This window comes from Streptomyces sp. NPDC058052, assembly GCF_042885515.1.
GTDB lineage: Bacteria > Actinomycetota > Actinomycetes > Streptomycetales > Streptomycetaceae > Streptomyces.
In genome coordinates, this window is record NZ_JBHVRX010000070.1 from 1 (window position 1) to 2,500 (window position 2,500).

Annotated in this window: 9 tRNA genes and 2 rRNA genes (1 of these 11 cut by a window edge); all 11 read left to right on the forward strand. The window is 51.9% G+C overall.

The window, feature by feature from the left end:
* Positions 1 to 729 precede the first annotated feature (729 nt).
* Positions 730 to 844 (forward strand): 5S ribosomal RNA (rrf, locus tag ACFVU3_RS39830).
* A 13-nt stretch (positions 845 to 857) separates the two neighbouring features.
* A tRNA-Val gene (locus ACFVU3_RS39835) sits at positions 858 to 933 on the forward strand.
* Positions 934 to 938: 5 nt separating this feature from the next.
* Positions 939 to 1,014 (forward strand) — tRNA-Thr (locus tag ACFVU3_RS39840).
* A 36-nt stretch (positions 1,015 to 1,050) separates the two neighbouring features.
* Positions 1,051 to 1,126, forward strand: a tRNA-Lys gene (locus ACFVU3_RS39845).
* A 6-nt stretch (positions 1,127 to 1,132) separates the two neighbouring features.
* A tRNA-Leu gene (locus tag ACFVU3_RS39850) sits at positions 1,133 to 1,216 on the forward strand.
* A 9-nt stretch (positions 1,217 to 1,225) separates the two neighbouring features.
* Positions 1,226 to 1,300, forward strand: a tRNA-Gly gene (locus ACFVU3_RS39855).
* A 19-nt stretch (positions 1,301 to 1,319) separates the two neighbouring features.
* Positions 1,320 to 1,405: transfer RNA gene (locus ACFVU3_RS39860), tRNA-Leu, on the forward strand.
* 9 nt (positions 1,406 to 1,414) lie between these two features.
* Positions 1,415 to 1,491 (forward strand) — tRNA-Arg (locus ACFVU3_RS39865).
* A gap of 16 nt (positions 1,492 to 1,507) precedes the next feature.
* Positions 1,508 to 1,584 (forward strand) — tRNA-Pro (locus ACFVU3_RS39870).
* A gap of 4 nt (positions 1,585 to 1,588) precedes the next feature.
* A tRNA-Ala gene (locus tag ACFVU3_RS39875) sits at positions 1,589 to 1,664 on the forward strand.
* Positions 1,665 to 1,746: 82 nt separating this feature from the next.
* Positions 1,747 to 2,500: ribosomal RNA gene (locus ACFVU3_RS39880) — 23S ribosomal RNA — on the forward strand; its annotated part runs 1,608 nt beyond the window's last position; the annotation flags it as partial.

Consider the following 2,500-nt stretch of genomic DNA (forward strand, 5'->3'; position numbering starts at 1 on the left):
GGGCAGTTTGACTGGGGCGGTCGCCTCCTAAAAGGTAACGGAGGCGCCCAAAGGTTCCCTCAGAATGGTTGGAAATCATTCGCAGAGTGTAAAGGCATAAGGGAGCTTGACTGCGAGACCTACAAGTCGAGCAGGGACGAAAGTCGGACTTAGTGATCCGGTGGTTCCGCATGGAAGGGCCATCGCTCAACGGATAAAAGCTACCCCGGGGATAACAGGCTTATCTCCCCCAAGAGTTCACATCGACGGGGAGGTTTGGCACCTCGATGTCGGCTCATCGCATCCTGGGGCTGTAGTCGGTCCCAAGGGTTGGGCTGTTCGCCCATTAAAGCGGTACGCGAGCTGGGTTCAGAACGTCGTGAGACAGTTCGGTCCCTATCCGTCGCGGGCGCAGGAAATTTGAGAGGAGCTGTCCTTAGTACGAGAGGACCGGGATGGACGCACCGCTGGTGTACCAGTTGTTCTGCCAAGGGCATCGCTGGGTAGCTATGTGCGGAAGGGATAAGTGCTGAAAGCATCTAAGCATGAAGCCCCCCTCAAGATGAGATTTCCCAACTTCGGTTATAAGATCCCTCGAAGATGACGAGGTTAATAGGTTCGAGGTGGAAGCGTGGTGACACGTGGAGCTGACGAATACTAATAGATCGAGGACTTAATCAATATTAAAATGTTTTGCGACGCAAAATCATTACTTACTATCTAGTTTTGAATGTATAACACATTCATTTGTCTGGTGACAATGGCAAGGAGGTCACACCTGTTCCCATGCCGAACACAGAAGTTAAGCTCCTTAGCGCCGATGGTAGTCGGGCTTACGTCCCGCTAGAGTAGGACGTTGCCAGGCAATATTTGAAATAGGAGAATTAGCTCAGCTGGGAGAGCATCTGCCTTACAAGCAGAGGGTCGGCGGTTCGAACCCGTCATTCTCCACCATGATAGCCGGCCTAGCTCAATTGGTAGAGCAACTGACTTGTAATCAGTAGGTTGGGGGTTCAAGTCCTCTGGCCGGCACCATTTTTGGACAAGAGAATAACATAAGTCTTTTAAAAAGAGCCATTAGCTCAGTTGGTAGAGCATCTGACTTTTAATCAGAGGGTCGAAGGTTCGAGTCCTTCATGGCTCACCATGTTACGCGGGTGTGGCGGAATTGGCAGACGCGCTAGACTTAGGATCTAGTGTCTTTACAGACGTGGGGGTTCAAGTCCCTTCATCCGCATTGCCAAACGCGGAAGTAGTTCAGTGGTAGAACATCACCTTGCCAAGGTGGGGGTCGCGGGTTCGAATCCCGTCTTCCGCTCCAACTATACTATACCATCCATGCCGGGGTGGTGGAATTGGCAGACACACAGGACTTAAAATCCTGCGGTAGGTGACTACCGTGCCGGTTCAAGTCCGGCCCTCGGCACTTATTGTTGCGCCCGTAGCTCAATTGGATAGAGCGTTTGACTACGGATCAAAAGGTTAGGGGTTCGACTCCTCTCGGGCGCGCCATACATACTTTTGAAAACGGGAAGTAGCTCAGCTTGGTAGAGCACTTGGTTTGGGACCAAGGGGTCGCAGGTTCGAATCCTGTCTTCCCGACCACTTCGGGGCCTTAGCTCAGCTGGGAGAGCGCCTGCTTTGCACGCAGGAGGTCAGCGGTTCGATCCCGCTAGGCTCCACCAACGTGTTCTTTGAAAACTAGATAACAGAAGTAATTCACATTCAATTAGTAATGCAAGATATCACGTAGTGATTCTTTTTAACGGTTAAGTTAGAAAGGGCGCACGGTGGATGCCTTGGCACTAGGAGCCGATGAAGGACGGGACGAACACCGATATGCTTCGGGGAGCTGTAAGCAAGCTTTGATCCGGAGATTTCCGAATGGGGAAACCCACCACTCGTAATGGAGTGGTATCCATATCTGAATACATAGGATATGAGAAGGCAGACCCGGGGAACTGAAACATCTAAGTACCCGGAGGAAGAGAAAGCAAATGCGATTCCCTGAGTAGCGGCGAGCGAAACGGGACCAGCCCAAACCAAGAGGCTTGCCTCTTGGGGTTGTAGGACACTCTGTACGGAGTTACAAAGGAACGAGGTAGATGAAGAGGTCTGGAAAGGCCCGCCATAGGAGGTAACAGCCCTGTAGTCAAAACTTCGTTCTCTCCTGAGTGGATCCTGAGTACGGCGGAACACGTGAAATTCCGTCGGAATCCGGGAGGACCATCTCCCAAGGCTAAATACTCCCTAGTGACCGATAGTGAACCAGTACCGTGAGGGAAAGGTGAAAAGCACCCCGGAAGGGGAGTGAAAGAGATCCTGAAACCGTGTGCCTACAAGTAGTCAGAGCCCGTTAACGGGTGATGGCGTGCCTTTTGTAGAATGAACCGGCGAGTTACGATCCCGTGCAAGGTTAAGCAGAAGATGCGGAGCCGCAGCGAAAGCGAGTCTGAATAGGGCGAATTGAGTACGTGGTCGTAGACCCGAAACCAGGTGATCTACCCATGTCCAGGGTGAA